The organism is Paramylibacter ulvae (genome assembly GCF_014652655.1).
Taxonomy (GTDB): domain Bacteria; phylum Pseudomonadota; class Alphaproteobacteria; order Rhodobacterales; family Rhodobacteraceae; genus Amylibacter; species Amylibacter ulvae.
In genome coordinates, this window is sequence record NZ_BMZF01000010.1 from 95,817 (window position 1) to 102,923 (window position 7,107).

A 7,107-nucleotide genomic window follows, 5' to 3' on the forward strand; every position below is an offset into this window, starting at 1 on the left:
AAAAGGGTGTGGCGGTTTTCGCCACACCCGTTCATTATCCGTTGCTTTTGGGATCAAGCAATGCGCCAAGCGCGTCTTGGGCGGTTATCTGACCAATCAATTCCGATCCATCACTGACACAAATACAATCAACACCGCTGGACAATTGCGCCATCACATCGCGCACGGGCGTTTTGCTATCTACGGTGTCTTTGGACGTTTTGCGTTTTGTCGGTTGCATAATATCCGACGCACGCAACACGCCCATCGGATTCATATGGGCCACAAAATCGGCCACATATTCATCCGCAGGGTTGGCGACGATTTCTTGGGGTGTGCCACATTGCACAATGCGCCCGCCCTCCATAATTGCTATGCGATCGCCGATTTTGAACGCTTCGTCCAAATCATGGCTGACAAAAATTATCGTGCGTTTCAGTGTTGCTTGCAATTCCAACAATTCATCCTGCAAACGTGTGCGGATCAACGGGTCAAGTGCAGAAAACGGTTCGTCCATCAATAAAATCGGCGCTTCGGTTGCGAATGCACGGGCCAGCCCAACACGTTGCTGCATGCCCCCTGACAATTCGCCCACCTTGCGATCGGCCCAGTCCGACAGGCCAACCAGATCAAGTTGGTTTTTCACCCGAGTTGCCATTTCGCCCGCATCCATCCCGTCCATTTCCAGGCCAAAACCAACATTTTGCGCAACCGTGCGCCACGGCAACAGACCAAATTGTTGAAACACCATCGCCACACGATGCAGGCGGATTTGGCGCAATGTCGCCTTGTCTGTTTTTGTGACGTCGATCATTTCATCGCCGTTGTTCACATGTACTGCACCGCGCACCACGGGGTTCAACCCATTCACCGCGCGCAGCAATGTGGATTTGCCCGAACCCGACAAACCCATCAGCACCAAAATTTCGCCCGTGCCAACGGTTAATGAACAATTGTGCACGCCCAGTACTTGGTTGGTTTGTTCTTGGATTTCTGCGCGGGTTAAACCTTGGTCCATCAGTGGCAATGCCTGTTCAGGTTTGCCGCCGAATACAATATTTACATTGTCGAAAATGACTGCAGCGCTCATTTTTTCGGCTCCTCTACACGCAACATACGATCAAGCATGATTGCGACGACAACAATGATAAATCCGCTTTCAAACCCAAGTGCGGTGTTCACCGTATTCAACGCGCGCACCACTGGCACGCCTAAACCATCGGCACCAACCAATGCGGCGATCACCACCATCGACAGTGACAACATAATGGTCTGGTTCAACCCCGCCATGATTTGAGGCAGGGCATAGGGTAATTCAACCTTGAACAGCTTTTGTCGCGGTGTTGCGCCAAAACTTTCGGCTGATTCCAACAATGCGGCGGGCGTTGACGATACGCCAAGATGGGTTAAACGAATGGGCGCTGGCAGGACGAAAATCACCGTGGCCATCAATCCTGGCACCATGCCAATACCAAAAAACACAATCGCAGGGATTAGGTAAACGAACGTGGGAAGGGTCTGCATCAAATCCAAAACGGGGCGTGCCCATGCGTATAGTCTGGGGCGGTGTGCCATGGCGATCCCGATGGGAACGCCCACGGCCATACACACCACACAGGCGGATAAAACCAAGGTCAAACTCTCTGTCGTTTCTTCCCAGTAATCTTGGTTCAAAATGAACAAGAACCCGATCAAGATCATCAAACAGGTTTTCCAAGAGCGTTGAAAAATCCAAGTGAGCGCCACAAATGCCAGCACCACCAACAACGGGTGGGGCGTTTGCAAAACCCATAAAATACCATCAATCAATCCTTCGAGAGTGATTGATAAGAAATCGAAAAACCATTCAAGGTTTACTTGTAGCCAGTCGAAAACCGCGCTGGCGGTCTTTCCAACTGGAATTTTGTTATCTGTCAGCCATTCCATGGCGCCACCCCCGCGTGGTTTGCCAAAAACAAACCCCGCCAACTTGGGCGGGGTTTGAAATTTGTAAGTTGTATTATTTAAGCGCTGCTTTCACCGCTTCCATAGCATCGCCACCGTCCATGGTGGTAACACCGTCCAGCCAACCGTCCAACACGCCAGCATTCGCGCTCAGCCAAGCCGTTGCGGCCTCTGCTGGATCAGTGCCATCATTCAGGATCGCGCCCATGATTTCGTTTTCCATGGCCAATGTAAATGTTAGGTTGTTCAATAATGCGCCAACGTTTTTGCATTCATCAACGTAACCCGCACGTGTGTTTGTAAACACGTTTGCGCCACCCAAATTCGGGCCAAAGAAATCATCGCCACCTGTCAAATATGACATATCAAAATTGGCGTTCATTGGATGTGGTTCCCAGCCCAAAAATACGATCGGATCGCCTTTTTTATCTGCACGCGCAACCTGCGCCAACATGCCTTGTTCCGAACTTTCTGCAACTTCGAAATCTTTCAGATCAAACGCGTTGTCATCAATCATGGATTGGATCAAACGGTTGCCGTCATTGCCAGGCTCGATCCCGTAAATTTTACCCTCAAGCGCATCGGCATGTGCCGCGATATCGCCAAAACCGTTGATGCCGAGGTCGGACGCAGCCTTGTTCACCGCCAGTGTATATTTCGCACCTTCAAGGTTCATGCCAACCGTATCAACGGTGCCAGCCTCGCGATAAGACGCGATATCGCCTTCCATTGTTGGCATCCAGTTGCCAAGAAAAATATCGATGTCACCCTTTGCCAATGACGCATAGGTCACAGGAACGGACAAAACCTTGATATCCGTGTCATAGCCAAGCGCATCTAACACAACAGTGGTAGCCGCTGTTGTTGCGGTGATGTCTGTCCAGCCCACGTCGGAAAACGTAACTTCGCCACAATCGGCCTGTGCCATGCTTGCCGCAGCTGTCAGTGCAACCGCACTAATGGATGTGTTGAATAGATTCATGATGATCTCCCTGTTTGTTGTTTTTGTTGCGAAAACGGTACGCAAAATTTTCATGCTGTAACAAAACATGTGCAGCATTTGAATCATAGGGGAAAATTCGGCGCAATTGATCCGATTGCGACATACCGCGCCACCTAGGGGGGTATTGAATGGTTGTATGAGGATTTGGTGGAGCCTAGGAGGAACGCGATACACGAGTAGGTTTCTTTTGAAATCAATAGCTTAGTATCTATGTCTTTTCAAGGATGTAACAGCCTTCTGTAACACTTTTTGTCTAAATTTGAGGTGACTTGGAATGAGAAATGCTTCGGAGTGGATTTTTACTAAAATCATCATCCGCATTTGTCTGCGAAATCAGTTGCTCAATACCAAAGAAACGGAATCTAAATAACTGGTCTGATAATGACGTTACTAAACTAACATAATCTCTCGCTTTTAATGCTTTCCACGACTTGTGGCATAGTTTCGAAGCAAGAGAAGGTGAATAGCTTCATATATCAATCGAAAATAACCAGTTTTAGTAGTGATTTTTTTTGTGAATTCGTCTATTTACCCACAAACAAGGCGCAAGCCAACACGTAAAGATATAGATATGGGGTTATCAGTGAATGAAGATAAGCGAATGACTGAAACTCTGCCGAAGCTAGCGCTTATCGTTCCAGTTTTTAATGAAGAGCAAGCAATCGCACCGTTTGTTAATAAAATTGCTGATGTATTGGTTGGCTTTTCAAACAAAGCAACTATTGAGATTTGCTTTGTCAATGATGGCAGTACTGACAAAACTGAACAGATTATTGACGAAATTTCACAATCAACTTTGAACATAAAGACAATCAATTTGTCACGTAACTTTGGCAAAGAAGCTGCGCTTTCTGCGGGACTTGATTACACTGATGCAGATGCGGTGATCCCGATTGATGTCGACTTACAAGATCCGCCAGAATTGATACCAGAGATGTTTAACCTTTGGATGAATGGTGCGCAGATTGTGAATGCACGACGAATAACCAGAGATCAAGATACTTGGTTAAAACGCACAAGTGCAGGTGCTTTTTACAAGATATTCAACATTCTGGCTGACCACCCAATCCCTCGCAATGTTGGTGATTTCCGACTTCTTGATCGTGAAGTAGTGGAGGTTGTGCGACAATTGGGTGAGCGTTCGAGGTTTAATAAAGCTTTATTCAGTTGGGTTGGATTTGAAACTGCGGAACTTACACATGAACGGCCTGCTCGTGCTGACGGGGAAAGCGCGTGGAGCTATTGGAAGCTTTGGAAACTTGCGCTTGATGGTATATTTTCTTCATCAACAACACCGTTGCGCGTTTGGTCTTATATCGGTGTGCTTATGGGAGTAATGTCCTTCACCTATTCTGCGTATATACTGATAAAGACCTTAGCTTTTGGGGGGGACGTTCCAGGCTACGCTTCCACTATCATCTTAATATTAACCTTTGGTGGCTTCAATCTGTTCGCACTTGGCATAATTGGCGAGTATGTTGGGCGCATCTATACAGAGGTGAGGCAGCGGCCACTCTATGTGCTTCGCCAAGGTAGGTTACGAGGGAAAAATGATATGCACTTAAACGAAATTAAGCAGACGAAAATAGAACGAAAGCAGACCTAACAAATGCCGAAACAACTTCTTTGGTTTGGTGCGGTGGGCATCACCGCTACTTTGGTTCACATTATTGCAGCTCTTATGTCGGGGAAGTTTTTATTATTCCCTGCTCAACTTTCCAATTTGTTCGGATTTTGTTGTGCAGTCATTTTTTCGTACGTTGGACATTCACGTTTTACGTTTAATGAATCCTCAGGCGGTATGGATAGCTTTGTTCGGTTTTCTGTCTCTGCAATCACAGGGTTGATGGTGAGTGCGCTCGTTACATATATGATTTTTACGGTGCTCGAACAGCCGTACTTTATCGCGCAGGTTTGTGCGGCAGTTACAGTACCTATCGTTAGCTTTGCCCTGTTAAAGACTTGGGTATATAATGAAAAAGCTACTGTTAGTGCAGATTTTACGAAAGGGTTATTAATCGCTGTTGCTATTGGAGGGTTGGTGCTCACAGTTTTTTGGGGGCGCATGATCAATCATGATACAGCTTGGTATTTAATTGCCACACGGCGCTGGCTGGAGGGAGCTAAGCTTTATGTCGATGTGATTGAAGTGAACCCTCCGATCAACTTTTACTATACTGTCCCAGCGCTTATAGCTGCTGATATATTGTCAATAAGCGAAACCAATTCTCAATACCTTGTCTTTTCAGCGCTGCTATCTTTTAGTCTGTTATGGTGTTGGAGCATCATTTTAGGTGTTCAATCCATCGTAGAAACACGACGCATCATCTTTATTATTGGTGTTGCAGCGGCGGTTGTAATCCCTGCAACGTCAAACCTAGTTCAACGCGATCATGTTTTAGTTATATTCATGTTGCCGTGGCTATTTGGACAGCTTCCAATTACTGGCGTCCATAGTACTCGGTCACAAATTGCTCGGGCTTCTTTTGGTAGTCTAGGGATGCTACTAAAGCCATACTTCATCGTGATACCGTTAATTGTGTCTATATGGAAAGCAATCTCTCAGCGATCATTTGCACCTATTTTCAGCGCGTCGAATTGGACGTTTCTTGTATTTGGATTAGGTTATATTGGGTTCGTTTGGTTGGTACACCCAGAATACCTCACATACATTGTTCCTATCGCCAACGATATATACGGGTCTGTAGGTCATCACGGTACAGAGGTGTTGCGCCGTTTCTTTCCAATGGTGACAATTCCATTCTCATTGTTAGTGATTTACACAACATTAGCGCCCCAACGTGACGGGAACACAGGCGTATTGGTCGCGGCATGTTTGGGTGGCCTTGCAGTCTACTTTACGCAGGCTACAGGTTTTCAGTATCAGATTGTACCTTTCACAGCTTTTGCGTCAGTGTTGGCGGTCTGGATTGTCGTGGTATCAACAAGTTTAACTAGGCTTGTGGTGTCTAGCCTTTTTGTTTTGTGTTTCTGCTTCACTGTGTTCCTCAATAAAGGACCTTATCGAAATGCGATGGCAACGTACTATTCTGATTTTGTTGCGAAACATGGCACGGTTTCAGTTCTAACAACACATGTTTCAGCTGGGCCGCCATTAGCATTAGCCGCTGATGTTACTTGGGGGATTCGCCATTCAAGCCAATGGTTAGTACCAGGTGTGGTAAACGGACTGCTTAACTCTGATTGTGAAGTGCAAAGTGAATATTGCGAACGATTGAGAAAGATCGGAGAAATTGCGCGTGATGATGTTGTTCTGGATATTCAACAATTTACGCCAAGTGTGATTGTGGTCGATAAGCGCTCTGGATATATTAATACACCTGATTTCAACTGGATCAGTTTTATGGAGCAAGACAATCGCTTTTCCCTAATTATGGACAGCTACGTTTTGGAAAAGTCTACAGGTAGGTTCGATTTCTATTTGCGGTTAAGTGACGAAAACTCTGCTCCTCATTAACATTGCGCAAGTTTTGAAAGAATTATATACAAAATGGTGGTATGACGCCAAGAAGCGCCCGCATGGTCTTAACGGCTTTGGAGCATACCAAGACAGGGACTGTCCTTGGAGATGTCATTAGGTGGACACACTGTGTCACTGACGGGGTTAGCGTGTCGCGCTTGAGGGTGGGCGTGGCAGACAGTCATCAATGACTCTCAGCGGTCTTTATTTGCGCTCCAGCCATCTATCTAGTGTAAGACCCGATCAACCAAACAACCTCAATTGAATGAGCCAATTCAGTACTGCCTACCTTAAGGGTAACTTTAAAGGTAACCCTAGAGGTTTTTTTGAATTAGAGGATGACAATGATCCTCTTCATAAACCTTAAAGGTATCCCTAAGGGTATCCCTTAGAGTTTCATTTCCTGCTAGTGTGCAACCTATTGTCATCATGCTGTAATAAGGCTCAATCACTAATCAAAAAATAAAGAAGATACACGATCCCAACTACATCCCCCACCTAATCAAAGCTGCTTCACATCCTTGAGGGTCTCCCACAATCCTCAACACGGTCTGTCGGGTCAATCCTGTAGCCTTAGCAATCTGTGAAGTTCCTGCACCAGTACCACTCATATCCTGAACCTTTGTGAATGCTTCACGATCATAGCTGTGCTTCTTCCCTCTGTACTTACTCCCATCACTCTTGGCGGCCTCTATATCCG

Annotated in this window: 6 protein-coding genes; 2 read left to right on the forward strand and 4 right to left on the reverse strand. The window is 46.2% G+C overall.

Annotation, left to right across the window (positions count from 1 at the left end; all coding sequences use genetic code 11):
• Window positions 1–34: 34 nt before the first annotated feature.
• The 3 genes from choV to choX all read right to left on the reverse strand — a co-directional run bounded on the left by choV (window position 35) and on the right by choX (window position 2,905).
• Window positions 35–1,069, reverse strand: a complete 1,035-nt coding sequence (gene choV, locus IE094_RS14140) for a choline ABC transporter ATP-binding protein (protein ID WP_189641354.1) — start codon at window positions 1,067–1,069, stop codon at window positions 35–37.
• Window positions 1,066–1,905, reverse strand: a complete 840-nt coding sequence (gene choW, locus IE094_RS14145; RefSeq protein WP_189641355.1) for a choline ABC transporter permease subunit — start codon at window positions 1,903–1,905, stop codon at window positions 1,066–1,068. Before choW ends, choV begins: the two co-directional genes overlap by 4 nt.
• A 73-nt stretch (window positions 1,906–1,978) precedes the next feature.
• A complete protein-coding gene (gene choX, locus IE094_RS14150) occupies window positions 1,979–2,905 on the reverse strand; it encodes a choline ABC transporter substrate-binding protein (protein WP_189641356.1) in 927 nt (308 codons plus the stop codon).
• 604 nt (window positions 2,906–3,509) lie between these two features.
• Between choX and IE094_RS14155 the strand changes: the two genes are divergently transcribed.
• Entirely contained in the window at window positions 3,510–4,532 is a 1,023-nt protein-coding gene (locus tag IE094_RS14155; RefSeq protein WP_189641357.1) for a glycosyltransferase family 2 protein, read from the forward strand.
• Window positions 4,533–4,535: 3 nt separating this feature from the next.
• Entirely contained in the window at window positions 4,536–6,404 is a 1,869-nt protein-coding gene (locus tag IE094_RS14160) for a GtrA family protein (protein ID WP_189641358.1), read from the forward strand.
• 488 nt (window positions 6,405–6,892) lie between these two features.
• Here the strand turns inward: IE094_RS14160 and IE094_RS14165 are convergent.
• A partial coding sequence (locus IE094_RS14165; protein ID WP_189641359.1) for a helix-turn-helix domain-containing protein occupies window positions 6,893–7,107 on the reverse strand: 215 nt, incomplete at its 5' end.

Bases quoted from the DNA above. Each gene is read 5' to 3' on its own strand.
- choV (WP_189641354.1), bottom strand. From the start codon at position 1,069: ATGAGCGCTGCAGTCATTTTCGACAATGTAAATATTGTATTCGGCGGC.
- choW (WP_189641355.1), bottom strand. From the start codon at position 1,905: ATGGAATGGCTGACAGATAACAAAATTCCAGTTGGAAAGACCGCCAGC.
- choX (WP_189641356.1), bottom strand. From the start codon at position 2,905: ATGAATCTATTCAACACATCCATTAGTGCGGTTGCACTGACAGCTGCG.
- IE094_RS14160 (WP_189641358.1), top strand. From the start codon at position 4,536: ATGCCGAAACAACTTCTTTGGTTTGGTGCGGTGGGCATCACCGCTACT.